30 protein-coding genes are annotated in these 23489 nt (G+C 70.3%); 12 read left to right on the plus strand and 18 right to left on the minus strand.

The genetic code is table 11. The features are described 5' to 3' along the window. The first annotated feature begins 63 nt into the window (after positions 1-63). Together ACLJQZ_RS21490 and purU are read left to right on the plus strand one after the other, a co-directional pair. Positions 64-438, plus strand: coding sequence for a hypothetical protein (locus ACLJQZ_RS21490; RefSeq protein ID WP_410621703.1), 375 nt, complete (start codon positions 64-66; stop codon positions 436-438). Between the two features lie 24 nt (positions 439-462). After that, positions 463-1329 carry a formyltetrahydrofolate deformylase gene (gene purU, locus ACLJQZ_RS21495; RefSeq protein WP_410621704.1) on the plus strand — a complete coding sequence of 289 codons (867 nt, stop codon included), beginning with the start codon at positions 463-465 and terminating at the stop codon, positions 1327-1329. 21 nt (positions 1330-1350) lie between these two features. On the opposite strand, the gene ACLJQZ_RS21500 is transcribed toward purU, so the two are convergent. Next, complete coding sequence (locus tag ACLJQZ_RS21500; RefSeq protein ID WP_410621705.1) at positions 1351-2400, minus strand: NAD(P)-dependent alcohol dehydrogenase; 1050 nt, start codon at positions 2398-2400, stop codon at positions 1351-1353. Between the two features lie 101 nt (positions 2401-2501). On the opposite strand from ACLJQZ_RS21500, the gene ACLJQZ_RS21505 reads away from it, so the two are divergent. From ACLJQZ_RS21505 to ACLJQZ_RS21515, 3 genes are read left to right on the plus strand one after another with little or no spacing between them, the layout of a single operon-like run. Further along, the gene (locus tag ACLJQZ_RS21505; protein WP_410621706.1) at positions 2502-3104 is read left to right on the plus strand and encodes a TetR/AcrR family transcriptional regulator; all 603 of its coding nucleotides are present in this window, start codon (positions 2502-2504) and stop codon (positions 3102-3104) included. A 9-nt stretch (positions 3105-3113) separates the two neighbouring features. Then, entirely contained in the window at positions 3114-3731 is a 618-nt protein-coding gene (locus ACLJQZ_RS21510) for a pyridoxamine 5'-phosphate oxidase family protein (protein ID WP_410621707.1), read from the plus strand. A 4-nt stretch (positions 3732-3735) separates the two neighbouring features. Then, positions 3736-4377: a haloacid dehalogenase type II gene (locus ACLJQZ_RS21515; protein WP_410621708.1), complete on the plus strand. Its 642-nt coding sequence runs from the start codon at positions 3736-3738 to the stop codon at positions 4375-4377. Here the strand turns inward: ACLJQZ_RS21515 and ACLJQZ_RS21520 are convergent, their stop codons facing one another. The 5 genes from ACLJQZ_RS21520 to ACLJQZ_RS21540 all read right to left on the minus strand — a co-directional run bounded on the left by ACLJQZ_RS21520 (position 4378) and on the right by ACLJQZ_RS21540 (position 7894). After that, positions 4378-5394: an NADP-dependent oxidoreductase gene (locus tag ACLJQZ_RS21520; protein ID WP_326945854.1), complete on the minus strand. Its 1017-nt coding sequence runs from the start codon at positions 5392-5394 to the stop codon at positions 4378-4380. It lies immediately after the preceding gene. A gap of 115 nt (positions 5395-5509) precedes the next feature. After that, on the minus strand, positions 5510-5944 hold the full coding sequence (locus tag ACLJQZ_RS21525; protein WP_247060238.1) for an SRPBCC family protein: 435 nt from the start codon (positions 5942-5944) through the stop codon (positions 5510-5512). A gap of 51 nt (positions 5945-5995) precedes the next feature. Next, positions 5996-6352 carry a DoxX family protein gene (locus ACLJQZ_RS21530; protein ID WP_410621709.1) on the minus strand — a complete coding sequence of 119 codons (357 nt, stop codon included), beginning with the start codon at positions 6350-6352 and terminating at the stop codon, positions 5996-5998. A 22-nt stretch (positions 6353-6374) separates the two neighbouring features. Beyond that, entirely contained in the window at positions 6375-7040 is a 666-nt protein-coding gene (locus ACLJQZ_RS21535) for an NAD(P)-dependent oxidoreductase (protein ID WP_410621710.1), read from the minus strand. Continuing rightward, positions 7037-7894: an NAD(P)H-binding protein gene (locus ACLJQZ_RS21540; protein WP_410621711.1), complete on the minus strand. Its 858-nt coding sequence runs from the start codon at positions 7892-7894 to the stop codon at positions 7037-7039. The genes ACLJQZ_RS21535 and ACLJQZ_RS21540 overlap by 4 nt, the downstream gene beginning before the upstream one ends. 64 nt (positions 7895-7958) lie before the next feature. Here ACLJQZ_RS21540 and ACLJQZ_RS21545 point away from each other — a divergent pair, with 64 nt between their 5' ends. Together ACLJQZ_RS21545 and ACLJQZ_RS21550 are read left to right on the plus strand one after the other, a co-directional pair. After that, positions 7959-8456 (plus strand): MarR family transcriptional regulator, encoded by a 498-nt coding sequence (locus ACLJQZ_RS21545; RefSeq protein WP_410621712.1) that lies wholly within the window; start codon positions 7959-7961, stop codon positions 8454-8456. Between the two features lie 29 nt (positions 8457-8485). Continuing rightward, positions 8486-9271, plus strand: a complete 786-nt coding sequence (locus ACLJQZ_RS21550) for a class I SAM-dependent methyltransferase (RefSeq protein WP_410621713.1) — start codon at positions 8486-8488, stop codon at positions 9269-9271. A gap of 39 nt (positions 9272-9310) precedes the next feature. Here ACLJQZ_RS21550 and ACLJQZ_RS21555 read toward each other — a convergent pair whose 3' ends face one another. Then, positions 9311-10234, minus strand: coding sequence for an ABC transporter substrate-binding protein (locus ACLJQZ_RS21555; RefSeq protein ID WP_326956193.1), 924 nt, complete (start codon positions 10232-10234; stop codon positions 9311-9313). A gap of 138 nt (positions 10235-10372) precedes the next feature. Between ACLJQZ_RS21555 and ACLJQZ_RS21560 the strand changes: the two genes are divergently transcribed. Both ACLJQZ_RS21560 and ACLJQZ_RS21565 read left to right on the plus strand, forming a co-directional pair. Continuing rightward, positions 10373-11071 carry an ABC transporter permease gene (locus ACLJQZ_RS21560; RefSeq protein WP_326956194.1) on the plus strand — a complete coding sequence of 233 codons (699 nt, stop codon included), beginning with the start codon at positions 10373-10375 and terminating at the stop codon, positions 11069-11071. After that, positions 11068-11778, plus strand: a complete 711-nt coding sequence (locus tag ACLJQZ_RS21565) for an ABC transporter permease (protein WP_247060229.1) — start codon at positions 11068-11070, stop codon at positions 11776-11778. The genes ACLJQZ_RS21560 and ACLJQZ_RS21565 overlap by 4 nt, the downstream gene beginning before the upstream one ends. Before the next feature lie 117 nt (positions 11779-11895). Here ACLJQZ_RS21565 and ACLJQZ_RS21570 read toward each other — a convergent pair whose 3' ends face one another. Next, positions 11896-12459, minus strand: a complete 564-nt coding sequence (locus ACLJQZ_RS21570) for a cadmium resistance transporter (protein WP_410621714.1) — start codon at positions 12457-12459, stop codon at positions 11896-11898. A gap of 59 nt (positions 12460-12518) precedes the next feature. On the opposite strand from ACLJQZ_RS21570, the gene ACLJQZ_RS21575 reads away from it, so the two are divergent. After that, positions 12519-13454, plus strand: coding sequence for a GNAT family N-acetyltransferase (locus tag ACLJQZ_RS21575; protein ID WP_410621715.1), 936 nt, complete (start codon positions 12519-12521; stop codon positions 13452-13454). A 245-nt stretch (positions 13455-13699) separates the two neighbouring features. Here ACLJQZ_RS21575 and ACLJQZ_RS21580 read toward each other — a convergent pair whose 3' ends face one another. The 6 genes from ACLJQZ_RS21580 to ACLJQZ_RS21605 all read right to left on the minus strand — a co-directional run bounded on the left by ACLJQZ_RS21580 (position 13700) and on the right by ACLJQZ_RS21605 (position 18202). Beyond that, positions 13700-15121 carry an aromatic amino acid lyase gene (locus ACLJQZ_RS21580; protein ID WP_410621716.1) on the minus strand — a complete coding sequence of 474 codons (1422 nt, stop codon included), beginning with the start codon at positions 15119-15121 and terminating at the stop codon, positions 13700-13702. Beyond that, positions 15118-16125 carry an ornithine cyclodeaminase family protein gene (locus ACLJQZ_RS21585; RefSeq protein ID WP_410621717.1) on the minus strand — a complete coding sequence of 336 codons (1008 nt, stop codon included), beginning with the start codon at positions 16123-16125 and terminating at the stop codon, positions 15118-15120. The genes ACLJQZ_RS21580 and ACLJQZ_RS21585 overlap by 4 nt, the downstream gene beginning before the upstream one ends. After that, entirely contained in the window at positions 16122-16664 is a 543-nt protein-coding gene (locus tag ACLJQZ_RS21590) for a YbaK/EbsC family protein (protein WP_410621718.1), read from the minus strand. The genes ACLJQZ_RS21585 and ACLJQZ_RS21590 overlap by 4 nt, the downstream gene beginning before the upstream one ends. A 51-nt stretch (positions 16665-16715) precedes the next feature. Beyond that, entirely contained in the window at positions 16716-17009 is a 294-nt protein-coding gene (locus tag ACLJQZ_RS21595; RefSeq protein WP_247060222.1) for a DUF2516 family protein, read from the minus strand. Positions 17010-17093: 84 nt separating this feature from the next. After that, positions 17094-17780, minus strand: a complete 687-nt coding sequence (locus tag ACLJQZ_RS21600) for a hypothetical protein (protein ID WP_247060221.1) — start codon at positions 17778-17780, stop codon at positions 17094-17096. Next, positions 17777-18202 (minus strand): helix-turn-helix domain-containing protein, encoded by a 426-nt coding sequence (locus ACLJQZ_RS21605; RefSeq protein ID WP_247060220.1) that lies wholly within the window; start codon positions 18200-18202, stop codon positions 17777-17779. Before ACLJQZ_RS21605 ends, ACLJQZ_RS21600 begins: the two co-directional genes overlap by 4 nt. Positions 18203-18351: 149 nt before the next feature. Here ACLJQZ_RS21605 and ACLJQZ_RS21610 point away from each other — a divergent pair, with 149 nt between their 5' ends. After that, positions 18352-19524, plus strand: coding sequence for a methyltransferase domain-containing protein (locus ACLJQZ_RS21610; protein WP_410621719.1), 1173 nt, complete (start codon positions 18352-18354; stop codon positions 19522-19524). Positions 19525-20036: 512 nt separating this feature from the next. On the opposite strand, the gene ACLJQZ_RS21615 is transcribed toward ACLJQZ_RS21610, so the two are convergent. Genes ACLJQZ_RS21615 through ACLJQZ_RS21625 form a run of 3 tightly spaced genes read right to left on the minus strand, consistent with a single transcriptional unit; the run spans position 20037 to position 21412 of the window. Beyond that, positions 20037-20651: a nucleoside kinase gene (locus ACLJQZ_RS21615; protein ID WP_410621720.1), complete on the minus strand. Its 615-nt coding sequence runs from the start codon at positions 20649-20651 to the stop codon at positions 20037-20039. Between the two features lies 1 nt (position 20652). Then, positions 20653-21018, minus strand: coding sequence for a zf-TFIIB domain-containing protein (locus tag ACLJQZ_RS21620; RefSeq protein ID WP_410621721.1), 366 nt, complete (start codon positions 21016-21018; stop codon positions 20653-20655). Positions 21019-21043: 25 nt separating this feature from the next. After that, positions 21044-21412, minus strand: coding sequence for a VOC family protein (locus tag ACLJQZ_RS21625; protein WP_410621722.1), 369 nt, complete (start codon positions 21410-21412; stop codon positions 21044-21046). 90 nt (positions 21413-21502) lie between these two features. Between ACLJQZ_RS21625 and ACLJQZ_RS21630 the strand changes: the two genes are divergently transcribed. Next, entirely contained in the window at positions 21503-21964 is a 462-nt protein-coding gene (locus tag ACLJQZ_RS21630; RefSeq protein WP_410621723.1) for a CGNR zinc finger domain-containing protein, read from the plus strand. 211 nt (positions 21965-22175) lie between these two features. Here the strand turns inward: ACLJQZ_RS21630 and ACLJQZ_RS21635 are convergent, their stop codons facing one another. Beyond that, entirely contained in the window at positions 22176-23474 is a 1299-nt protein-coding gene (locus tag ACLJQZ_RS21635) for a DUF445 domain-containing protein (protein ID WP_410621724.1), read from the minus strand. Positions 23475-23489: the final 15 nt, after the last annotated feature.

The following is a 23489-nucleotide window of genomic DNA, read 5'->3' on the forward strand; positions in this document are numbered from 1 at the left end:
GCCTGGCGGTGAACCGGCCGGTGAAACCGGTGCCGCCTCCGGGCTGGGACGACCTCCTGGGCAGTGACACGGCTCGGCGCCAACGGCCACCGCCTGGCGCTGCGCGAAGCCCTGGCGCGGAACCCCGGCACCCCGTGGGGCCGCCGGATGGCCCACGAAACGGCGATCCACCGCCTCGACGCCGAATCAGCCCTCGAAGACGTTCCGAAGACGCGCTTCTCCCCCGAGTTCGCAAACGACGGCATCGACGAGTTCCTGACCTTCCTCGTCCCGCAGCGCGGTCTCACCATCGGCGTGCGGATCACGACGCCGGAACGGCCGTGGACCGTCGGCACACCGGAGACCGAGGTGTCGGGCGCCGCCGACGACGTCTACCGGGCGCTGTACGGCCGCCCGAACAACGCCTCGGTCACCGGGGACCGGCTCCTCGCCGTCTGACCAGCGCGAGGGACACTGTCCGGCGTGACCGCTCCCGAACGCCGCTACGTCATCACCTTCGGCTGCCCCGACCGCACCGGCATCATCGCCCGGATCTCCGGGTTCCTCGCCGAGCACGGCGGCTGGATTGTCGAAGCGGCTTACCACACCGATCCGGACACCGGCTGGTTCTTCACCCGCCAGGTCGTCCGCGCGGACTCGCTGCCGTTCGACGCGACCGGGCTGCGGGCCCGGTTCGCCGAGGTGGCCGCGGACCTGTCCGCGGAGTCGAGCTGGCAGGTCAGCGACACCGGTGAGCGCCGCCGCGCGGTCGTGCTGGTGTCGAAGGCCGGGCACTGCCTCTACGACCTGCTCGGCCGCGTCGCGTCCGGCGAGCTCGACGTCAACGTCGCCGCGGTGATCGGCAACCACGAGTCGCTCGCCGGCATCACCCGCGCGCACGGGATCCCGTTCCACCACGTGCCTTTCCCGGCCGGCGGCAAGGCGGAGGCGTTCGAGGAGGTCCGCAAGCTGGTCGACGAGCACGACCCGCACGCGGTGGTGCTGGCCCGGTTCATGCAGATCCTGCCCGCCGACCTGTGCCGCGCGTGGGCCGGCCGGGCGATCAACATCCACCACAGCTTCCTGCCGTCGTTCGTCGGCGCGAAGCCGTACCACCAGGCGCACACGCGCGGTGTGAAGCTCGTCGGCGCGACCTGCCACTACGTCACCGCGGACCTCGACGCGGGCCCGATCATCGACCAGGACGTGATCCGCGTGGACCACGGCGACTCGGTCGAGGACATGGTCCGCAAGGGCCGCGACATCGAGAAGGTCACCCTCGCCCGCGGCCTGCGCTGGCACCTGGAGAACCGGGTCCTGGTGCACGGCAACCGCACCGTGGTGTTCTGACGCGGTTGCCGTGCCGCGTCCTCACGCCTCGATGGTCGAGGTGTCGATGACGAACCGGTAGCGCACGTCGGAGTTCTCGACGCGCTCGTAGGCCTCGTTGACCTTGCCGGCCGGGATGACCTCGATCTCGGCGCCGATGTGGTGCTCGGCGCAGAAGTCGAGCATCTCCTGGGTCTCGGCGATGCCGCCGATCATCGACCCGGCCAGCACCTTGTTGCCGCCCAGCAGCGAGAAGGCGTTGTAGTTCAGCGGCTCGCCGGGCGCGCCGACGTTGACCATCGCGCCGCCGACCTTGAGCAGGCCGAGGTAGGCGTCGATCGGCAGCTTCGCCGACACGGTGTTGAGGATGACGTCGAACTTGCCCTTGAGGACGTCGAACGTCGCCTCGTCACTGGTCGCGTAGTAGTCGGTCGCGCCGAGCTTGAGCCCGTCCTCCTGCTTCTTGAGGCTCTGGCTCAGCACGGTCACCTCGGCGCCCATCGCGGCGGCGATCTTGACACCCATGTGCCCGAGCCCGCCGAGGCCGATCACGGCGACCTTCTTGCCGGGGCCGGCGCCCCAGTGGCGCAGCGGTGAGTAGGTGGTGATGCCCGCGCACAGCAGCGGCGCGGCGACGTCGAGGTCGATGCCCTCCGGGATGCCGCAGACGAAGGCGTCCTTCACGACGATCTGCTGGCTGTAGCCGCCGTAGGTGTTCTCGCCGTCGAAGCCGACGCCGTTGTACGTCTGGACGTTGCCCTTGACGCAGAACTGCTCGGTGCCGGCCTGGCAGTACTCGCACTCGCCGCAGGAGTCGACCATGCAGCCGACGCCGACGCGGTCGCCGACCTGGTACTTGGTGACGTCCGAGCCGACCGCGGCGACCACGCCGGCGATCTCGTGGCCCGGGACCATCGGGAAGATCGCCTGGCCCCAGTCTTCCTTCGCCTGGTGGAGGTCGCTGTGGCAGATGCCGGCGAAGGCGATGTCGATCAGCACGTCGTTCGGACGCAGGTCACGGCGTTCGATCGTGGTCGGCGCGAGCGGCGCGCCCGGCGCCGGTGCGGCGATCGCGTGCGTGGTCGTGCTCATGAAACCCCTCCAAAAGAAGTACCGTGTGAACGAGAGCCTCCGTAAGAGGCCTCTTACATGGATCTACGTAAGAGACCTCTTACATATTCCGATCGGAAGATGTGAGCCACGTCATGGGCGGCAAGTACCACCACGGTGACCTGCGGGGCGAGCTCGTGCGCGTCTCCCTGGACCTGATCGCCGAGCAGGGCCTCGCCGGGTTCTCGGTGGCCCAGGTGGCGAAGCGTGCTCAGGTCAGCCCCGGCGCGCCGTACCGCCACTTCGCGACGCGGGAGAGCCTGCTGGCCGAAGTCGCGTGCCACGTCGCCTGCCAGCTCGCCGAGCGCGTCACCGAAGCGGCCGCCGCCCACGACGACCCGGTGGCCGCCTTGGCCGCGGCGGCCGGCGCCTACACGCGCTACCTGATCGAGCGACGGGCCGGGATGAACGTCATCTACGCCGACGGCCTCCAGGGCCCGGACCACGCGGAGCTGCACGAGCAGACCCGGCGGCTGACCGACCAGTTCCTGATGCTGTGCCTGACGGTCGCCCCGGACCCGGGTACCGCGCTGGAGCTGATGGAGCAGCTGTTCACCCAGGCCCACGGCTACGGCACGTTCCAGCTCGACGGCATCTTCGTGAAGCACGGGTACTCGGTGGACCAGGTCGTGGCGAAGTCCACGGAAGCGGCTCGGATCGCGATCGCGGGCCGTACTCTCGGCTAGCTTGGGGTGATGGGGAGCATCATCGACAGCCACGAGGCCCTGCGGGAGCTGGTCGGGGAGTCGTCGCCGACGACCCAGCAGAAGGTCCTCGACCACATCGACGACCACGCGCGCACCCTGATCGCGCATTCGCCGTTCGTCCTGCTGGCGACATCGGCGCCGGACGGCAGCTGCGACGTCTCACCCCGCGGCGACCCGGCGGGTTCGGTGCTGGTGCTCGACGACCGGACGCTGGTGCTCGCGGACCGGCCCGGCAACAAGCTGGTCGACAGCTTCCGCAACATCGTCGACAACCCGCACGCGGGCCTGTTGTTCCTGGTGCCGGGCATGAACGAGACGCTGCGCGTCAACGGCCGGGCGACACTGGTGTCGGACGCGCCGTACTTCGACGACCTGGTGGTCAAGGGCAAGCGCCCGCGGCTCGCGGTGGTCGTCGAGGTCGAAGAGCTGTTCATGCACTGCGCGAAGGCGTTCCTGCGGTCTTCGCTGTGGCAGCCGGAGACCTGGCCGGAGCGCTCGACGCTGCCGTCCCTGGGCACGATCCTGCGCGACCAGCTGTCCCTGCCGGTTTCGGTGGCGGAGCTGGACGCGAGACTCAACGAAGGGTCCCGGACCAAGCAATACTGAACCCATGCTGTGCGTCTTCGACGTCAACGAGACCCTGCTCGACCTCGCCGCGCTCGACGAGACCATCGGGAGCCCCGAACTCCGGCGCGAGTGGTTCGGGCTGGCCATCCACACGGTGCTGACCGTGACGGCGTCAGGCGGCTACCGCGACTTCGCGGGCATCGCCGGCCAGGCCGCCGTCGAGGTCGCCGCCCGGCACGGCCGCGAGCTGACGTCCGGCCAGCTCACCGCGATCGGCGAAGGCCTGCGGTCGCTCCCGGCCCACCCGGACGTCGCCGAGGGCCTGACGAAGCTGCGCGAAGCGGGCCACGACGTCGTCGCGCTGACGAACTCCCCGCTCGCCACGGCCGAGGCGCAGCTGCAGAACTCCGGGCTGGCGCCGCTGCTCGACCGGATCTTCTCGGCCGAGCAGGCGGGCCGCCTCAAGCCGGCACCGGAGCCGTACCGGCAGGTCCTCGACGCGTATTCGCTTCAGCCGTACGACGCGGTGATGGTCGCCGCGCACGACTGGGACATCGCGGGCGCGCAGGCCGCGGGCCTGCGGACGGCGTTGCTGACCCGCCCCGGCGTCCGCCCGCTGCCCGGCTCGCCCGCGCCCACCTACACGGCGTCGACCCTGCCGGAACTGGCCGCGCTGCTGGGCTAGTTACTCCGCGATCCGGACCAGCATCTTGCCGGTGTTGGCCCCGGACAGCAGGCCCAGGAACGCCTCCGGCGCGTTGCGGATGCCGTCGACGAAGGTCTCCGAGTACTTGATCTGCCCGGACGTCACCAGCGGCGCGATCTCGCTGACGAACTGCTGCTGCAGGCCCCAGTGGTCGATCACCAGCAGGCCGCGGATGGTGAGCCGCTTGGCGATGATCTGCGAGAGGTTCCGCGGTGCCGGCGTCGGCTCGGTGGCGTTGTACTGCGAGATCATCCCGCAGACGGCGATCCGGCCGTGCAACGTGATGGCGTCGATCGCGGCCTCGAGGTGCTCGCCGCCGACGTTGTCGAAGTAGACGTCGATGCCCTCCGGCGCGGCCTGGTGCAGCTGCTCCACGACCGGGCCGTCCTTGTAGTTGAAGGCGGCGTCGAACCCGAGGTCGTCGATCAGGTGGCGGACCTTCTCCGCCGACCCGGCCGAGCCGATGACGCGCTTGGCGCCCTTGAGCTTCGCGAGCTGGCCGACCAGCGAACCTACGGCGCCGGCCGCACCGGACACGAACACGGTGTCGCCCGGCTTGAACTCGGCAGACTCCAGCAGGCCCGCGTACGCGGTCAGGCCCGGCATGCCGAGCACACCGAGGTAGGTCGACAGCGGCGCGGCGGACGCGTCCACCTTCACGAACCGCTTCGCGTCGAGCACGGCGTGGGTGCGCCAGCCGGCCTGGTGCAGCACGTGCTCACCCGGCTTGACGTCGTCGACGTTCGACTCGACGACCTCGCCGACCGCACCGCCGTACATCACTTCGCCGACCGCGAAGGGCGGCGCGTACGACTTCACGTCGCGCATGCGGCCCCGCATCGCCGGGTCGACGCTCATGATCAGGTTGCGCACCAGGATCTGGCCCTCGCCCGGGCTCGGGATCTCGGTGTCCACGATGGCGAAGTTCTCGTCCGTGGGGACGCCGTGCGGGCGGGAAGCGAGCCGGATCTCGGTCGCCTGAGCGGGTGCGTTCACCGTCGAACTCCTAAGGTCGAGACGTCAAGCGGGGCAGGCGCCCCGGATTTCTCCCGGTACAACCACGCAAGCGGGGCGCACATTCCGATGGTGACCGGTCACACCCTGCTCACCGTCACACGATTTCCGCGAGCTTGCCGAGGACGCCGTCGTAGATCTTCTTGAGCCCGCCGGGCGCGAACGTCTTCTCGAAGAACCCGCCGACGCCGCCGGCACCGTCCCAGCTCGTCTCGATCCGGACCAGGCTCTTCTCGCCGGCCTCGCTGACGGTCCAGGTGGTGACCATGCTGGAGTTCGCGTCGGTCTCGACCAGGGTGCCGGGCTTCGGCTCGCTGACGGTGGCCTTGACGTCGCGCACGCGCTTGGAGGTCGCCTGCAGCTTCCAGCCGGCCTTGGTCCCGGCGCCGACGCCGCCCTCGGTCACCTCGTAGTCGCGGTAGTGCTCGGTGAGCAGCTTCGGGCGCGTTTCGGCGTAGTCCGCGACGAGCGCGCGCACCTTGTCGGCCGGGGCGTCGATCGTCCGCTCCGCGGTGGCCGTGACCTTTCCCATCTCACTCCTTCTCCGAGGTACCGGCTCCGAGGCACCGGTTTCGCGTCGACCCTAGACCGCGAGCGCGAGCCCCAGGGCGGCGGCGTTCACCGCGAGAAAGCCGTTCGCCAGGCCGAACTGAGCGGAGTAGTCGTGCACCCGGACGTGCGTGTAGAGCGCGCAGACGAAGAACAGCACCAGCCCGGCCGCCGCGGCCGCCCCGACAGGCGGCCACACCACCACTCCCGCCAGCAGACCGAGCGCGCCGGCCATCTTGAGCGTGCCGATGGGAAAGGTCAGCCACGACTCCGGCACCCCGGCGGCGGCCATGCCCGGCAGGATCGGTTTGAAGTGCACCAGGGCCGCGACACCGGAGAAGCCGTTGAGCGCCACGGCGACCAGCGAGACGACCAGGAATGCAGTGGTCATCGAACTCCCTTCAGCAGGCGACTCAGTAGGCGACCGCGACGGAGTGCCGCACGGTTTCGGGCATCCCGACCGCGCGGAGCGTGAAGTGCGCCGCATCCGCCCGCGCGATCCCGAAGCCACCGCGGACGCTCTGTTCGTACGCGATCCGGTAGTGCCCGGTGGGCGGCTTGTCGGTCAGCAGCGGAAGCTGCACCGACGTCCAGTCGAGGCCGCTCACCCGCAGCTCGTGCTCCATCAGGGCGACGTCCTCGTAGTGCTTCCGCAACCGCAGGTTCGCCAGCGGCGAGAGCACTGCCCGCATGAAGAACCCCATTCCCGGGTCCCGCTTCGGCGGATCCGGCCGGCTCGGCGTCGGGATCGTCGAGATGCCGGCGACACTCACGACGACCAGGCGCCGCACCCCCGCCGCCCCCATCGCCTCGACGATGGCGCGGGTCCCGCTCGACACGACGCCGTACTCGCCGTGGTGTCGCGGTCCCAAAGCCGAGACCACGGCGTCGCGACCGTCCACTGCGGACTTGAGCGCCACCGGATCCGGCGCGGTCAGGTCCGCCTGGACGATGCGGACGGGCGCGGTGACGGCGTCCGGGTTCCGCACCACGGCCGTGACCTCGTGCCCGGCGGCGAGCGCCTGGCCGAGCACGTGCGCACCGGTTCGCCCGGACGCGGCGAAGAGCGTCAGCCTCATCTCGGCGCCCCGAAGTCGGTGGCGTGATCGGCCGCCCACTCGGCGAAGGTGCGCGCCGGGCGGCCCAGGATCTTCTCGACCTCCGGCGTCGGCGGGAACTGCGGCCGCGCGGAGTGGGCGGCGTAGCGAGCCATCATCGCCGTGACGAACGGTTCCGGCAATCCGTTGGCCAGCATGCCTTTCGCCGCGGCGGGAGCCGGAATCTCCTGGAACCGCAACGGTCTTCCGAGTACCACTCCGATCTGCCGGACCATTTCCTCGTGGGACAGCGATTCCGGGCCGGTGAGGTCGACGCGCCGGCCGAGCAGCTCGTCACCCAGGAACACTTGGCCGAGGACGTCGACCAGGTCGCGCTCGTGGAGCGGCGATTCTTCGAAGCCGGCGTAGACGTACCGGACGTCGTCACCGGCGCGGATCTGGCCGCCCCACGCGGTGAGGGCGTTGAGCGCGAAGGAGCTGGGCCGCAGGCTGACCCACTCCAGGCCGCTCGTCGCGGCCGCGTCGTCGACCTCCTTGTTGCGGTCGCCGCGGAACCGCGACGGCTGCGCGTCGGGCCGGTCGTCCACATTGGCCGCGGCGAGCGCGACGACCCGGCGGACACCCAGCTCCCGAGCCAGCGCGACGACGTCGTACGCGGCGTCGCCGACCGCGCGCGAGTGCAGGAAGAGCGCATCGGCGCCGCGCAGTGCGTTCTCGAAGGTCGCCGGCTGTTGCGGGTCGCCTTCGACGACCTCGACGCCCGCGGGGAACCCCGCGTTGTGCGGCGTGCGCGTGACGACGCGGACGCCGTGGTCCTCGAGTTCGGTGGCGAGCAGGCGTCCGACCAGCCCGGTCGCCCCGGTGAGCACGATCATGATGAATCCCTTCCCCCAGGTTACGCTTGTGCCTGAAGTCCAGATGATACGAGGAGCATATCATATGAGTTCCGTACCCGGTGACGGGGTCGACGCCGCCCGCCGTCGGCGGCGGTCGACCGCGGCGGTGAAGGAGGCGCTACGCGAGCTGCGGAACCAGCTTTCGCTGCTGAACCACCAGGTCAGCGGCCGCCTGGCGATCAAGGACGTCGACCTGGACTGCCTCGAGCTGATCTCCCGCCACGGCCCGCTGAGCCCGAGCTCGCTCGCCCGCAGCGCCGGTCTGCACCCGGCGACGATGACCGGCATCCTCGACCGCCTTCAGAAGGGCGGGTGGATCGTCCGGGAACGCGACCCGGAGGCGACCGACCGGCGCGCGATCGCCGTGCGCGCGGTCCGCGGCCGCAACACCGAGCTGTTCCGGCTGTATTCGGGCATGAACGGCGCGCTCGACGAGATCTGCGACGAGTACAGCGAAGCCGAACTGGACCTGATCAGCGACTTCCTCCGCCGCGCGAGAGCGGCGGGCAGCGCCGCGACGGATGATCTGGCCCACAGCTGACCTGGGCTTTTGTGTGTTCTACTCACACTGTGGCGGGAGACATGTGGGTGGCCGGGGACGCGTACGAGGCCTACATCGGGCGCTGGAGCCGGCGGATCGCGGAGACGTTCGTCCGGCGGCTCGACGCCCCGGCGAGCGGCCGCTGGCTCGACGTCGGCTGCGGCACCGGCGCGCTGACGTCGGCCGTGCTGGCCGCGGCCGACCCCGCGGAAGTCGTCGGCGTGGATCCGTCCGATCAGTTCCTGAAGACCGCCCGCGCCGGCCTCACCGACCCGCGCGCGACGTTCCAGGTCGCCGACGCGCGTTCGCTTCCGTTCGAAGACGACCGCTTCGACGTTGTCGTGACCGGACTGGTCCTCAACTTCGTCCCCGAACCGGCGCGGGCCGCCGCGGAGATCGCGCGAGTGACGGCGCCAGGCGGCGTGGCCGCCGCCTACGTCTGGGACCTCGCCGAGGGCATGCAGCTGATCCGGCACTTCTGGGAGGCCGCCGCCGAGCTCGACCCGGCGGTGCCCGACGAGGGCCGCCGCTTCCCGCTGTGCCGCCCGGAACCGCTCGGCCGCCTGTGGACCGAGGCGGGCTTCGACGCGGTGTCCGTCGAGGAGATCAAGGTCCCGACGGTGTTCACGGGCTTCGACGACTACTGGTCGCCGTTCCTGGGCGGCCAGGGCCCGGCGCCGACGTACCTCATGACGTTGCCCGAAGCCCGCCGCTCACAGGTCCGCGAGCTGCTGCGCAGCCGCCTGCCGACGAACCCGGACGGCTCGATCCCGCTGTCGGCCCGGGCCTGGGTCGTCAGCGGAGTCTCCGCATGACGAAGGCCGCCCCTTCCGGGACGGCCTTCGTGCGGTAGGTCAGAGACCGGCCTGCGACAGCCAGTCCTTCGCGACGTCTTCGGCCTTCTCGCCGTCGGAGTCGACGCGCTTGTTCAGGTCCCGCATGACGTCGGTCGTCAGCTTCGCGCTCACCGCGTTGACGGCGGTGGCGAAGTCGGCACCGCGCTCGTCGAGCACCTTCTTGTTCACCGCGGGCACGACGTTCTCGGTCGGCACGATGTTCAGGTCGTCCTTGAGCACGGTGTAGTTCGAGTCACCGGTCAACGGGCTGACCGAGTCGACCGGGATCACCGTGACGGCCCCGGACTTGAGCTGCTCGACCCGCGGGCCGGCTTCCTGGATCGTCTGGAAGGTCGAGTTCGTCAGCTTGTAGACGTCCTTGAAGCCCTGGTAGCAAGGCAAGCGCTTCTCGCACTCGGGCGGGCCCGCCATAACGACCTTGTCCAGCTTCTTCAGGTCGCTGATCGAGGCGATGCCCTTTTCCTTGGCCAGGTCGGACTTGATGATGTAGGTGTTCTTGTCCTCGGCCGGGGCGAAGTTCAGCAGCGAGACGCCGCTGGGCTCGAACAGCTTCGCGAGCTGGTCGTGCTCCTCCTGCGCCGTCTTCCCGGCGTCCTTGCCGAAGCCGGTCGTGATCGCCGCGCCCTGGTACTCCGGGATGAACTGCAGCTCACCGGACTTCAGGGACGGGTAGATCAGCTCACGCGAGCCCAGGTTCAGCTTGCGCGTCACCGGATAGCCCTTGGCCTCCAGCGCCTGCGCGTAGATCTCGGCCAGGATCTGGCTGTCGGTGAAGTTGAAGGACGCCACGACGATCGGCGCCCCACCCTTGCCCGGCGCGGCGGGCTTGTCACTGCTGTCGCTGCCACCCCCACAGGCGGCCAAACCGAGCGTCGCCGCGACGGCCACCGCCATCACGGACGCGTTCCGGAACCAGCGCACGAATCCCCACTCCCTCGTCACTCGAACAGACGAAAGGACCCTAGCCCTGCCCACCGACAAGGATCCACATGTTGGGAGAAAAGCGCCAGAATTCCCAGCCTGCGGAATTTCACTGCCCGATCGGGGTAGGGTCGGCCGGTGCATGTGACCGCGGTGACCCCGTTGGCCGCCGACAGCGGACCGCCGATCTTCCAGTGGCGCTGGGTCGATCGCAACGCCGACGACATCGCCCAGCGCTTCGTCGAGCACATCTCGCTCACGGGAGCCGCGCTCGGCATCGGCCTGGTCGTCTCGATCGGGCTGGCTGTGCTGTCCTTGCGGTTCCGCTGGTCGTACGGCGTCATCCTGAGCACCGCGGGCGCGTTGTACGTGATCCCGAGCTTGGGCGCGTTCGCCGTGCTGGTGCCGTTCTTCGGGCTGACGTTCGTGACCGCGATGATCCCGCTCGCGACGTACACGCTGCTCATCCTGATCAGGAACATCGTCACCGGCGTCGACCAGGTGCCCAACGAGGTCCGCGAGGCCGCGATCGGCATGGGTTACACGCGCGGCCGGCTGTTGTGGCAGATCGAGCTGCCGCTCGCGCTCCCAGTGGTGATCGCCGGCCTGCGCGTCGCCGCCGTGACGACCATCGGCCTGGTCACGGTCACCTCGATGCTCGGGCTGGGTGGTTTGGGCTACTTCATCCGCGCGGGCATCCAGACGGCGACTCCCAACCCGACGGAGATCATCGTCGGCGTCGGGCTGTCGGTGGTCCTCGCGGTGGTCGTGGATCTGCTGCTGTGGTTCAGCGAACGCCTGCTGGCACCCTGGACCCGGAAGGTGCGGGCGCGATGAGCTTCCTCGACCAGGTGAATGCCTGGCTGTCCGACCCGAACCGCTGGAGCTGGACGGACAAGGCGGGCATCCCCTACCGGACGCTCGAGCACCTCAGGTTCTCCCTCCTCGCGCTGGTGATCGCGGCGGTGCTGACGATCCCCGCGGCACTGTGGCTCGCCCACTACCGCCGGGGCGCGTTCCTCGCGAGCAGCGCGGTCAACATCGGCCGCGCGATCCCGAGCTTCGGCTTGATCATCCTGTTCTGGTTCCTGGCCAGCCGCTGGGAGCTGGACACGACGTTCTGGCCGCTGCTGCTGGCCCTGGTCGCCCTGGCGATGCCACCGTTGTTCACCAACACGTACGCGGGCGTGGTGTCCCTGGAACAGGAGACGGTCGACGCGGCCCGCGGCACGGGCTACCGCGAATGGCAGATCATGCTCAAGCTCGAGCTCCCGCTGGCGTCCCCGGTGATCCTGGCGGGCGCCCGGGTGTCGTTCCTCCAGCTGATCGCCACGGTCGCGATCGGCGCCATCGTCAACGACGGCGGCGGCCTGGGCCGCTACATAGTCGACGGCTTCGCGCTGGGCGCCCAGGGCTACGGCGAGATCTTCGCCGGTGGCCTGGCCGCGGTGGTCCTGGCCCTGGTGTGCGACGGCGTGTTCGCATTGCTCACCCGCCTGGCGACCCCGCGAGGCCTGGCCCTGCAGAACGCCCGCCGCGACTAGCACCCGATCCTCCGGGGCACCCATGCGGTCGGGCTGGCCTCTCAGCCGGGTGGGGCCCTCCCCCTCCCCTCCCACCAACGCCTGTGCCGAAGCAGTCTCGCCCTGACGTCGCGTCGGTCAGAACGCGCCGGTCAGGATCAGCACGCCGAGCGCGATCAGCACCACCGGCAGCACCACGTGCCCCCAGCGGGCGAGGGCCCGGGCGACGCCCGGCCGGGTCGCGAGGAAGCGGCCGATCACGCACCACACCGCCACTCCCGCCAGGAACACCACGCCGTAGCCGGCCAGGCCCGCGGGTCCGGTCGCCGCGAACGCGGGCACGTACACGCCGATGTTGTCGCCGCCGTTGGCGAAGCACACCGCCGCGACCCCGAGCACGCCGCTCGCCGGTGCCGGTTCGTCGTCGTCCCGGCGCCACGCCTCCCAGGCCGCGCGGATCCCGAGCAGCACTGGCAGCACGCCCAGCCAGCGGACGGCGCCGTCGGGCAGCAGACCCGCCCCGAGCGCACCCGCGACCGACGCGGCCAAGATCGCCGCGAAGCCGAGGAACTGCCCGGCCACGACCTTGAGCTCGCCGCGGCGTCCGGCCGCCTGGCCGAAGAACACCGCGAGCAGAACCAGGTCGTCGACGTTCGTCACCGCGAACATCGCGGCCGCGCGCCCGATCAGCCCGACGTCCACACCCACCCCTCCGGAAATCCGCTTGGCAGGAGCCGCCGCGGCACAGGACGATTCTGCCCATGCCCGCCGTCACCCGCCGCGACTACACCGGTCCGGAGGACCTGCGGGCCATGCAGGGCCTGGCCCAGCGGATCTGGTCGCGGTCGAGTTCGGTGCACGTCGGGGATCTCGCGTGGCAGCGGTTCCAGCACGTCGGCCGCGAAGCCGAGTGGCCCACTGTGCTGTGGGAAGCGGGTCGCGAAGTCGTCGCCTGGGGCTGGGTTTCGCTACCCGGAGGGCTGGCGCTGCTCGTCGATCCGGCACGCCCCGAACTCGCGTCCGAGGTGCTCGGCTGGTTCGAGGACACCGCCACCGCCGCCGAGCTCACTGTCACGGTGCTCGACGCCGAGAAGCATGTCATCGCCGCGTTGAAGCGAAGCGGTTACGCGCTTCCGGAGAGTTCCGTTCACCAGTCGTATATGTCTTGCCTCCTCGAAGATCTGCCGGAACCGGTGGTGCCCGGCGGGTTCACCGTCCGCCCGGTCGGTGCGGACGATCTGGCTCAGCGCGTGGCCGTGCATCGTGCGGTGTGGCACCCGTCGCGGGTGACCGAACCGAGCTACCGCAACGTGATGCGGGCCTGGCCGTACCGCGACCGGCTGGACTGGGTCGTGGAAGCACCCGACGGCCGGTTCGTCGCCCAGTGCCTGATCTGGCTCGACGACAGCAACGCCGTCGGCGAGTTGGAGCCCGTCGGAACTTTGCCGGAGTTCCGACGTCTGGGCCTGGCCCGCGCGGTGTGCCTCGCCGCGCTGCACTCGGCGCGTGACGCCGGCGCTCGCGAAGCCGTGGTGTACCCCGTGATCGGTGATCCGAAGTTCCCAGCTGCCCTCCCGTTGTATCGCGATCTCGGCTTCCGCCCTTGTGCGCGCACCCTCTCCTTCACCCGGACCCGCCGTCGTATCCCTCCTTCCTCGGGGTCCGCGTCCCCGGAGGGCGCACACCAACGAACGTAGCGGCCGCGATGCGCGGCCCGTCCGATTCGGGGCCGGATTCGGGGCGGTTATCCACATCGGGATCGACCTGTGGACAACTCGGTGGATTTCCCTTGCACGGCCCGGAATCGTCGGTGCCGGCCGATAGAGTTGAGACCGGGGGCGCCCCCACGCGCGGGGAATAGAAGAGGACAAGCCTTGTGTGGCAGGGATGTTCGACGCGCTGGAGCCGAGGCAAGCAGCAAGCCCGGCCTCCAGCCGGATGATCAGCCGGCCCGGCAGGCGGCGATCAGGCGCTCGACCTCGGGGCCGAGCGGACGATCCTCGTCCAGCGGCGGCACCACCGACCGCACCCATTCGTACGACGTGCGGAGCCCGGCTGCGCCCTCGCCTCCAGCCAGATACCGCGCCTGGGAGCCCGTGATCAGCTCGCACGCCGTGATCGCGAACAGGTGCGCCGCGGCCGAACGCAGCTGCTCCCCCGCCGCCCACGCAAACGCTTGCACGTCCTCCTGGCCGGCCGAGGTGTCGATCGAGCCGAGGGTCGCGGGAGTCGCGAGGCGGCGCAGCGCGTGCAGCTCACCCACCGCGCGCTTGTGCAGCGGCACCAGTCCCGCTCGCGGCCCAGGATCGGCGGTCAGCTGCGCCGGGAGACCGCTGAAGCGTTCGTCCAGCAGCCGATGCATCCGCTGCACCGACACTTCGCCGACGTGTACCAGCGCCGCCGTCAGAGCGTCCATCCGCAGTCCGAGGTCCACCGCGTGGTAACCGGTGCCCGGCACGAACTCGCCGTCGACGAACGACGGTGAATCCCCGGGCATCGTCTCCCAGCGCAGCCACGTCTCGCGCAGGTCCGTGGCGACGCGGTCCGCGTGCGCCAGGGCGCGCGGCGCGACCCGCACCGAGAGCGGCGCCTGGACGACGTCCGGACGCACAAAACCGCCGTTGACCAGGTCGTTCAGTTCTTCCAGCAGACGCCGCAGGTGGTCGTCGCCGCCGGCCATGACCGGTGCGAACACCGCACGGGGTGCGCCGAGGACATCGATCGCGAAGGCCGCTGTCAGCGTCTGCAGGCGGATCAGCCGTCGCGCTTCCGCCCAGCCGCGCTGCGCGTGCGTCACGGCCAGTGGAGATCCCTGGATCAGCGACGCGCCTTCCTTCGGGCCGAGGACATAGGGCGTGGCGCCGCGCGCGGCGAGCGCCTCGGCCGCGGGCGTCTCGACGCCGTCCTCGAGGACCGTGCCGATGCCGAGGAATGTCTGGAAAGCGTGTGACAGTAGGATGATCTCGCCCGAACTGCCGAGTCCGGCGCGCGGAATCGCCGGGGTGAAACCGTCGTTCAGGCGGTCGACAAGGAACTGCACCAGGTCCGGGCTCACGCCCGACCACGGGCGCAGGAAGTCGCGCAGCCGCACCACAAGCAGCGCGCGGACGTCTTCCGGCGGCAACCACGGCGGGCCGCCGACGGCGCGGCCGATCAGCAGGTTGCGCTGGTGTTCGGCCTGCTGCCGCGCGTCGAGCGCGACGCCCGCGAGGCGGCCCATCCCGGTGTTGACGCCGTACACCGGGTTTTCACCCTTTCGGAGGGCCGCCAGCACCTCGCCCCGACGCGTTTTCAGCGCTTCTACCAGCGGTTTGGCCAGAACCAACCGTTCACCGTCGGCGAAATCACTTCCGGTGACGATCATCGGTACGGCAGCATGGTGCCGACGCCGGAAGCCTCGGCACGGGCCAGGATCATGTTCGCCACCGCGACGTCCGTTGTGGACAGTCCGCGGTGCCAGAACAAGATCCGCTCGGCGTCGTGCTCGCGGCCGGGCTTCTTGCCCGCCACGATGTCGCCGATCTCGGCGTGGACCCCGTCCGCGGTGAGGAGGCCGGCGTTGAGCTGCGGGCGCAGGGCGCCGAATCGCGGGTTGCCGGACTGCGATTCGCGCCAGTCGTCGACGACGACCTTGTCGACGTCGTCGAGCAGCGTGAGCTCCAGCGCGCTGATCGTGCCGTAGGGCACCAGGAAGGTGCCCGGCCGGAGGTACTCGCGGCGCACCAGCGCCTCGGGTTCGACCAGCCGGGAGGCCTCGACCTGGATGTCCGCGCCGTCCAGGGTCTCCTCGGCCGTGGCGCAGACGCGGACGTCCTTGCCGAGCCGCTCGGACAGCCGGCGGCCGAAGTCCTCACGCGACTCCGGGCGCTTGCTGGTCACGCGGATTTCGGCGAAGTCGAACAACGAGTCGAGGAGCACGACGTTCCACCAAGCGGTACCGCGGGCGCCGATGTGCCCGAGCACCCGCGAGTCCGGGCGGGCGAGGTACTTCGCGCCGACGGCGGTCATCGCGCCGGTGCGGGCTTCGGTGATCATCGTGCCGTCGACGATCGCCCGCGGCATGCCGGTGTCCGGGTCCAGCAGCAGGATCAACGCCATTTCCGAAGGGAGGCCCCGTTCGAAGTTCCCCACGAAGTCACCGACGACCTTGACGCCACTGACCTGCTTCGCCGACAGGTGGCCACGAAGGATGTTGAAGTGGCCCTTGCCGCCGTTGTCCGGCACGAGGTGCGTACGCGGCTCGAAGACGACCTGGCCGCGGCCGTGGTCGCCGAGCACGTCCTCGACCGCGCCGACGATGTCCGCGTCCGTGACACCGAGCGAATCGATGTCGGCGCCGGTCAGGTACCGGAGCCAGACCGACGTCACTGCGCGAGACCCTCGATGACCTCGGCCCCGGGCAGCGCGGCCAGCGCGGCGCCGGAGATCAGCAGCTTGCTGCCGCGGATCCCGCTGCCGATGACCAGCTCGGGTGCGTCGGCGACGGCCTTGTCGATCAGGATCGGCCACTCGGCGGGCAGGCCGACGGGCGTGATGCCGCCGTACTCCATCCCGGTGAGTGAGACGGCTTCGTCCATCGGCGCGAACGACGCCTTGCGGACGTCGAGGCGGCGCTTGATCACGCCGTTGACGTCGGCGCGGCTCGTCGCGAGCACGAGCGCGGCGGCGAAGCGGACTTCGCCGGAGCGCTTGCCGGCGACGACGACGCAGTTGGCGGACGCCGTCAGCGGCGAGCCGTAGGCCTCGCAGAAGGCGGCCGTGTCGGCCAGCGCCGGGTCGATTTCCGTGACGCCGATGGCATCCGGCTCGGCTAGTGCCGCCAGCGCCTTGGCGACGGGCTCGGCGAGGAGGTCAGTACGCGTGGGGGCGGGAACGACAGTCAAGCTCCCGGCGATGGTCCAGGTCACGACCCCATTAAAACAGCGCCCCCGCCGAGTGCGACGGGGGCGGGAAGGAGCTCACCAGTTGGAGCCACCGCGCTGGACCTCGATGAGCTTGGGGCGGACGTCCACGATGTAGACGAGCGCCGCGGCCATCGCGGGCACCCAGAAAATCATCCCCGGGCCCATCACGCTGAACAGCGCCATGGCGAGCGTCGAGCCGCCGGTGATCAGCATCCAGATGGGCTTGGTCTTGCGGTCGGCGGCCGAATAGGCGTCGGCACGCTGCAGCAACGCGTGCACGAAGGCGAAGAGCCCGACCAGCGCGCTGCCCCAGTGGATGACTTCGAGGATCCAGTAGGCAACCAGCACAGCCACAGCTTACGGCAAACCGCCCGAACGACCCCGGCCCCGCCACCGGAGGTCCGATGGCGGGGCCGGGTGTTCACGGCGTTTTTACTTGTCGGTCTTCGGCGCGACCGGCTTCTTCGCGGCGGTGCTGGTGGTCGTCGTGGTGGTCCGGCGGGCCGGGGCGGCGGTCTTCGGGGCCGTCTTGTTCGCGACCTTGCGGGACACCGAGCGGGTCTCGTGGGCGACGTCGTCACCCAGCTCCTCGACGGCCTCGGCGGCTTCGCCGGCGACCTCGGTCACCTTGCGGGCGGTCTTCTCGCCGACCGAGCGGGTGCGCTTGGTGAAGGTCGACAGCACGCCGTCGACGCGCTCGCGGACATCGGTGGTGACGTCCTCGACCTGGCCCTGCGCGGTGGTGAGGGCCTCTTCGAGCTGCTCGATGGCCTTCTTGACCTGCGGCTGCGCGGAGAACTTGTCCCACGCCTGCTCGCCCGACTCGGCCAGCTTGTTGTACAGCTTCAGCGCGGCCTCGGTGTACTCGTCGATGACCTTGCGCAGCTCGGCCGGGTCCAGCTTCTCGCGGAGGCTCTCGACGTCGGTCGGCAGCTCCTGGAGGTTCTTGCGGGCGCTCTCGCTGCTCTTGGCCACGTTCTCGCGGGCCTTGGCCACGGCGTCGGTGACGGCCTGGCCGGCCAGGTTGCCGGCGCCGAGCGCGGCGAGCAGCGGGGTGCGGACCTGGTCGAGGGCGGTGTTGACGGCCTTCTTGACGTCTTCGGTCTTGGGGGTGGTCATGCTGACTCCTTCTTGGTGTCTGCGGCTGGCGAGGTGTCTGTGGTGTCTGCGGTGGGGGATTCGGCGGCCGGCCGTGCCGCGGCGTTCTCCCGTCGGAAGGACTCGAAGACGTCGAGCAGGACCTGCTTCTGCCGCTCGGTCAGCTCGGCGTCGGCGCGAATCGCGTCGCCCACCGGACCGCCCGTCGGCAGATCGAGAATCCCGGCCTGCACATACAGCGCTTCAGCTGAAATGCGCAGTCCCTTGGCGATCTGCTGCAGGATCTCGGCGCTGGGCTTGCGCACCCCGCGCTCGATCTGACTCAGGTACGGGTTGGACACTCCGGCGAGCTTCGACAGCTGGCGCAACGAGATCTTCGCGGTGTTGCGCTGCTGGCGGATGTACTCGCCGATGTCGGAAGCGAGGTCCGCGACCTTCTCCATGGGGCTGCCGGATCCTGGCTGCGTCCCACCGGTTTCTGTCATCCGGTCACCTCCTCGCGACACCAACGACGCTACGCGCGTGTGCTAGCTATTGCAAGCACTCTGCTTGCAACATCGGGTGTGGTGGTGCTCACCGCTAACGTGGTCGCATGACGAGCTCGGGCCGGCTGCGGCGACGGCTCGTCGAGCTGCTGCTCGACGAGGACGTCCTGCACGCCCCGGAATGGATCGCCGCGTTCCGCGCGGTGCCCCGCCACGTCTTCCTGCCGCGGTTCTTCACGCGGGCAGGCGGGCTGTGGGCGGCGGTCGACCGGGGTGACCCGGGGTGGCTGGAGGCCGTCTACTCACGCGACGTCCTGGTCACGCAGCTGGACGACGACCCAGGACGCTGGGAGCTCGCCCGGACCACCGGCCCGGTGACGGGCACGCCCACGAGCTCGTCGAGCATGCCCGCGATCATGGCGATCATGCTCGAGGAGCTGCGGGTGCGGGACGGGCAGCGCGTGCTCGAGATCGGCACCGGCACCGGGTACAACGCCGCGCTGCTCAGCCACCGCTGCGGCGCCGGCCAGGTGTCCACAGTGGACATCGACCCGGTGCTCGCCGCCGACGCGCGCGAGCGGCTGGCCGAGGCGGGCTACCGACCCTCCTGCGCGGTCGGCGACGGCGCGCTCGGTTTCCCGGCGGGGACCGTCTTCGACCGGGTGCTGTGCACGGCGTCGGTGACGTCGATCCCGCCGGCGTGGCTGGAGCAGACGGTGCCGGGCGGGCTGATCGTGACGACGCTGAACCGGCCGATCGGTGCCGGGCTGGTCCGGCTCGTCGTGGGCGAGGACGGCACCGGACGCGGCCCGGTCCTCGCGCGCGATGGCCGCTTCATGCCGCTTCGCGCGCACCGGCTGCCGGAGGCGGATCCGCTGCCGATGCCGTCGCGCGACGACTGGGAGCAGACGCGGCTGCCGATGTCGATGGTGCTCCAGCCGCGCAAGCAGTTCGAGTTCTTCGCCGGGCTGTCGCTGCCGGGCGTCCGGGCGGTGCGCGAGCAGGACGGCCTCGACCCGAACACCGCGGGCGGCCCGGGCGAGGCCGGCCTAGCGCTGGTGCACCCGGACGGCTCCTGGGTTCGCCACCGCAAACGCGCCGGCGCGAACGAAGTGGCCCAGGGCGGCCCGCGAGCGCTGTGGGAGGTCGCCGAAGCGGCGTACGTGGAGTGGTGCGAGCTGGACAAGCCCGACCGTGACCGCTTCGGGGTGACGGTGACCGGCGAGCGCCAGGAGTTCTGGCTCGACGCCCCGGACGGCCGCACCTGGCCGCTGGCCTGACGCGCCACGCCGAAAGCCGCGGCTGACGCAGCCCACCCCGAAGACCGCGGCTCACGCCAACAGCGGTTCGCCGCGACGGGAGCAGCCCCACCGCAAAAGGCCGCGGCTCACGCCGACAGCAGTTCACCTCGGCCGGAGCAGCCCACCCCGAAGGCAGCGGCTCACGCCGACGCAGCCCACGCCTGCAACGGCCGCAGCTCATGCCGCGGCAGTTCGCCCCGACGGGAGTAGCCCACCCCGGCGACCGCGACCCACGCCAACAGCAGTTCGCCCCGACCGGAACAGACCACCGCAAGGCCGCAGCTCACGCCACAGCCCCGACGGCAGCAGCCCGCCATCTGACGTTTCCCGCTCAGGCCGCACCGAGAAAGAGCGACCCGCCGCAGGGCGGCCCCCACCCTTCCCGGGGGGCGTCCCCGATCCCAGCGTATCGGTACTGACCTGCGGAAACGGGGGGCGCGGGAATCTGTGGACAACTTTCGGCCTGTGGATGGCGGACTTGACAGTCGCGCTCAATCCGGCAGGTGGGACCGGATCCACTTCTCCGCGTGGTCCGCCGTCGCTTCCGGTGGGGCGTCCGTGGTGTCGAAGACGTCCACGCCCAGCTCCGGTGCCGACTTCTGGAGCCAGTCGTTGAACTCCAGCATCTCCTCGATCCGCGGCTCGTCCCACTCGCGCCATGCCGGGCGCGCGCGCAGGCGGCGGCGCAGGGACTCCGCCGAACCGACCAGGGCCAGGTAGTGGATCTCGCTGAAGAACACGCGTTCCGGCAGCGGCTCCAGCTCCGGTGGCGCGACCGTGCCGCACAGGACCACCGGGCGGCCGTTCTGGTGCAGCATCGCGGCCATCCGGAGCCAGGCCGCGCGGAACGCGCGGATGTCGCCGCGCAGGGCGTCCGCCCAGAGGACGTCTTGCTCCAGCACCACCACTTCGCCCGCGAAGCGCGACGTCAGCAGGGGCCCCACCGTCGACTTGCCGGCGCCGCTGGGGCCCGTCAGCGCGAACAGCGGCAGCCTGCGAAACGGCCACCGATGTCCGCACCGGACGCACGAAAGTTCCGCGCCGACGGCGACCGGGCGGTCTGCCCGGTCGCCGCACGACGGGCAGATCCGCAGGTCGAGCGCCACTTCAGTCGAAGAGGTTCTCGAGGAAGCCGCGCTTGCGGTGGCCGTGGCCGTGCGGCCTCGGCGAATCCGAATACCCGCCGCGGTGCGGCCGCGGCGAGTCCGAGTAACCGCCGCCGCGGTACCCCTTCGGCGAGTCCGGGTAGCCGCCACCCCGGTACGGACGCGGCGAGTCGGACCGGCTGTACTGCGGGGCCGCCCCGCCGTACGGCGGTGGCTGCTGGCCGCCGTAGAAGGAGGTTTCCGCACCGGCGATGGCTTCGAGCTCACCGCGGTCCAGGAAGATCCCGCGGCAGCCCTCGCACTGGTCGATGTGGACGCCGTTCTTGTCCACGGTTCGCATCTGGTTCTGACACTTCGGACAAATCACTCATCCGAGACTACGCATATTCGGCTCAGCAGGCGCAGAGGCAGAACGGGTGGCCCACCGGATCGGCGTAGACGCGGAACCCCTTCGGCTTGTCGTCCAGGAGCTTCGCGCCCAGGTCCAGCACGCGCGCGTGCGCCGCTTCCATGTCCGTGACCTCGAGATCGAGGTGCATCTGCTGCGGATTTTCGGCGGACGGCCACGCCGGCGGCCGGTAGTCGGGCACCCGCTGGAACGCGATGCCCGCGCCGCCGGCCGGGTTGGGCAGCGTCACCCAGTGCCCGTCGTCGGAGACGTCGGGTGCGCCCCAGTCCAGCACCGCCCGGTAGAACCCGGCCAGGGCCACCGGGTCGGGGCAGTCGATGGCCACCACACCCAGCGTCGGTACCGCACCCATCGTCGCTCCCTTCGATCACGGATAACCAGTGAACAAAGTATGTGGGTTAGCGCACGAGGGTGCAACCACCTTCCGCCGTACACTGGTTCGGTGCACACCGACGCTTCCCTCGTGGTGGAGTTCCTCAACACGGTCAACGTCGAAGAGGGCGCGGACCTGCTCGAACATCCCGGGTCGTGGCGCGAGTGGGCGGCCGGGCACGCGCTGACGGCCAATCCGGCCGCCGAGGCCCGTGCGGCCCGGGACGCGCTGCGGGCCTCGATCGGCGATCCGCGGCTGCCCGGCGGCAGCGTCGACGTGGGCACCCGGATCTCCCTCACCGACGCCGGCCCGGCGCTGATGGCGGACGACGTCGTCGGCGCGGTGTTCGCCGCCTGCACCCGCCTGGTCGTGCGCGGCGACTGGATCCGGCTGAAGATCTGCCCCGCCGACACGTGCCTGTGGGCGTTCTACGACGAGTCGCGCAACCGGTCGCGGACCTGGTGCTCGATGCGCGTCTGCGGCAACCGCGAGAAAGCGCGCGGCTGGCGGGCCCGCGCGGCCACTGGCTGAGACTCTCATCCGAGCGGTGGACCCCCGACCAGCTGTGGACAACTCGCCACACCAGCACCACATATCCACGGCCCGGGCGGGGTTGCCCCCACACGTTGTGGACAGCCGTTAGGCCATCACCGTGAAAAGTTGTGGATAACCCGGGGGATAACTCAGCTTCCTGTGGACAACTGGTTTGAACCTCTCCCGGGTGTGGTATACGGAACGGCCGTCAGAACAGCAGCTCCGCCACGGCGTAGATGACGAGCCCGGCGAGCGCACCCACGACCGTGCCGTTGATGCGGATGAACTGCAGGTCACGGCCCACCTGGAGCTCGATCTTGCGGGACGTCTCCGCCGCGTCCCAGCGCTCCACCGTGTCCGTGATGATCGTGGTGATCTCCGGTGAGTAGTTCTTCACCAGGTACGCCGCGGCGCCCTCGACCCAGCCGTCCACCTTGCCGCGCATCTGGTCGTCCTCGACCAGCCGCGTGCCCAGGGACATCAGGCCGAGGCGGACGCGCCGGCGCAGTTCGCTCGACGGGTCCTCCGCCGCGTTGAGGAGCATCTCCTTGGCCGTGCTCCAGGCCGAGCCGATCAGCCGCTGCACCTCTTCGTGGTGCACGATCTGGCCCTTGACCTGCTCGGCGCGGGCCATCACGTCCGGGTTGGTCTGCAGGTCCTGTGCGAACTCGCCGAGGAACTTGTCCAGCGCCAAGCGCATCGGGTGGTTGACGTCGGTCTTGACCGCCCACGCGAACGAGAGCACCTCGCCGTAGACCTTGTCCGCGAGCATCTCGTCGACGAACTTCGGCGACCAGCTCGGCGCCCGGTCGGACACCACGCGCAGCATCGTCGTGTGGTTCTCGCGCACCCACTCGTAGGCCTGGTCGCACATCAGGTCCACGAGCTTGTGGTGCGCGCCGTCGGCGAAGACGCCCTGCAGGATCTTGCCCAGCGGCGGCCCCCACGGCTTGTCGATGATCCGCCGCGCGACGGCCTGCTCCATGATCGCCTGGACGTCTTCGTCGCGGAGGACCCGGACCGCGGCCCGGACCATCGTGGCCAGCTCGGACGTCACGCGCTCGGCGTTGTCCTCCTGCGCGACCCACGCGCCCAGGCGGCGGGCGATCTCGACGCGCTTGAGCTTGTCGCGGATGACCTCCTCGGAGAGGAAGTTGGACCCGACGAACTCGCCGAGGCTGTTGCCCAGCGCGTCCTTCTTGTTCGGGATGATCGCCGTGTGCGGGATCTTCAGGCCGAGCGGGTGCCTGAAGAGCGCCGTGACGGCGAACCAGTCCGCCAGCGCGCCGACCATGCCGGCTTCGGCCGCGGCCCGCACGTAGCCGACCCAGCCCGCCCAGCCGCTGGACTGCGCCCAGCCGGCCAGCAGGAACACGACGGTCGCGCCGATCAGGAACGACAGCGCGACCAGCTTCATCTTGCGCAGCGCGCGCCGCTTTTCCGCTTCACCGGCTGCGCCGCCCGGCGGATCGGCCGGGGTCACCTTGGCGGGGGTCAGTTGCTCCACACCACCATTGTCCGC

Source organism: Amycolatopsis sp. cmx-8-4, from assembly GCF_046548675.1.
Taxonomy (GTDB): Bacteria; Actinomycetota; Actinomycetes; order Mycobacteriales; family Pseudonocardiaceae; genus Amycolatopsis.

Coding starts and splice junctions, on each gene's coding strand:
- ACLJQZ_RS21500 (WP_410621705.1), bottom strand. CDS start 2,400: ATGAGCACGACCACGCACGCGATCGCCGCACCGGCGCCGGGCGCGCCG.
- ACLJQZ_RS21510 (WP_410621707.1), top strand. CDS start 3,114: ATGGGGAGCATCATCGACAGCCACGAGGCCCTGCGGGAGCTGGTCGGG.
- ACLJQZ_RS21515 (WP_410621708.1), top strand. CDS start 3,736: ATGCTGTGCGTCTTCGACGTCAACGAGACCCTGCTCGACCTCGCCGCG.
- ACLJQZ_RS21525 (WP_247060238.1), bottom strand. CDS start 5,944: ATGGGAAAGGTCACGGCCACCGCGGAGCGGACGATCGACGCCCCGGCC.
- ACLJQZ_RS21530 (WP_410621709.1), bottom strand. CDS start 6,352: ATGACCACTGCATTCCTGGTCGTCTCGCTGGTCGCCGTGGCGCTCAAC.
- ACLJQZ_RS21535 (WP_410621710.1), bottom strand. CDS start 7,040: ATGAGGCTGACGCTCTTCGCCGCGTCCGGGCGAACCGGTGCGCACGTG.
- ACLJQZ_RS21540 (WP_410621711.1), bottom strand. CDS start 7,894: ATGATCGTGCTCACCGGGGCGACCGGGCTGGTCGGACGCCTGCTCGCC.
- ACLJQZ_RS21545 (WP_410621712.1), top strand. CDS start 7,959: ATGAGTTCCGTACCCGGTGACGGGGTCGACGCCGCCCGCCGTCGGCGG.
- ACLJQZ_RS21565 (WP_247060229.1), top strand. CDS start 11,068: ATGAGCTTCCTCGACCAGGTGAATGCCTGGCTGTCCGACCCGAACCGC.
- ACLJQZ_RS21575 (WP_410621715.1), top strand. CDS start 12,519: ATGCCCGCCGTCACCCGCCGCGACTACACCGGTCCGGAGGACCTGCGG.
- ACLJQZ_RS21580 (WP_410621716.1), bottom strand. CDS start 15,121: ATGATCGTCACCGGAAGTGATTTCGCCGACGGTGAACGGTTGGTTCTG.
- ACLJQZ_RS21600 (WP_247060221.1), bottom strand. CDS start 17,780: ATGACCACCCCCAAGACCGAAGACGTCAAGAAGGCCGTCAACACCGCC.
- ACLJQZ_RS21605 (WP_247060220.1), bottom strand. CDS start 18,202: ATGGAGAAGGTCGCGGACCTCGCTTCCGACATCGGCGAGTACATCCGC.
- ACLJQZ_RS21610 (WP_410621719.1), top strand. CDS start 18,352: ATGACGAGCTCGGGCCGGCTGCGGCGACGGCTCGTCGAGCTGCTGCTC.
- ACLJQZ_RS21625 (WP_410621722.1), bottom strand. CDS start 21,412: ATGGGTGCGGTACCGACGCTGGGTGTGGTGGCCATCGACTGCCCCGAC.